Here is a 793-nt window from a genome sequence, read left to right on the forward strand (position 1 = left end):
CGCATTCAGGGCCTCGGCGACCTGACTGGCGACACGCCCGGCCACTGCCGGTGGGAACATGCCACGGCGCTGGATCTCCTCGTCCAAGTCGCCCGGCATGAGGGGCATCGCCAGGTAGAGGAGCCCATCCTGTTCGCCGGCATTGTAGACGGGCACGATATGGGGGTGGTGCCCGGCGCCCAGCGCTCTGGCCTCCCGCAGGAACCTTTCCCGGCCGACAACGCCATCGACGCCCACGGCCGGGTCGATCACCTTGAGGGCTATCCGCCGGTGCCCGCCCACCTGTGCTTCGAGCGCGACGTACACCGCGCCAAAGGAGCCGGAACCACGGATACCTTCGATGCGGTACCCAGCGAACATGTCGTTGGGTCTTAAATGCCGCCTTGCCGGCATGCCGGTCCCCCGTGGATGACGGTGGCATTGACGTCCATCAGGTTACTGGCGGTCAACGCCTGCCGTTCAGGGGCATCTAACCTGGTCTGTTCGCGCACTGGCAGCTCGCCTACACGCCCTGACGGCTGGGCGGCACGAGCCCCCCCGTGACGGGCGTGTCATGCGGGATCTGTGGGGGGCGGGTGAGACTCCCGCCGCCTACCCATGGACGCTCGCTGTCAGCCTTAAGACACGTATGGGAAATAATCCTGTACTTGGGGTCACCATGAAGCTGTGGTCGCCGGCAACCATGACAGTACGTCACCCGGTGATCCAGGAGGTGTTCCTATGGCAAACCCGGGACAACCCACGATTCGCCTGGGCGCGAGTGGACCTGCCGTCACAAGGGCGCAGCGGGCGG

At 66.0% G+C, this 793-nt stretch carries 2 protein-coding genes; one reads left to right on the plus strand and one right to left on the minus strand.

What is annotated here, in order from left to right; all coding sequences use genetic code 11:
- The coding region (locus MJ785_RS21175) for a protein kinase (RefSeq protein ID WP_239382566.1) at window positions 1–360 on the minus strand (360 nt) is incomplete at its 3' end.
- A gap of 193 nt (window positions 361–553) precedes the next feature.
- Here MJ785_RS21175 and MJ785_RS21180 point away from each other — a divergent pair.
- Window positions 554–793 (plus strand): hypothetical protein (locus MJ785_RS21180; RefSeq protein WP_239382568.1); only part of this gene is annotated, 240 nt, incomplete at its 3' end.

The organism is Protofrankia sp. CiT1, assembly GCF_917627335.1.
Classification (GTDB): domain Bacteria; phylum Actinomycetota; class Actinomycetes; order Frankiales; family Frankiaceae; genus Protofrankia.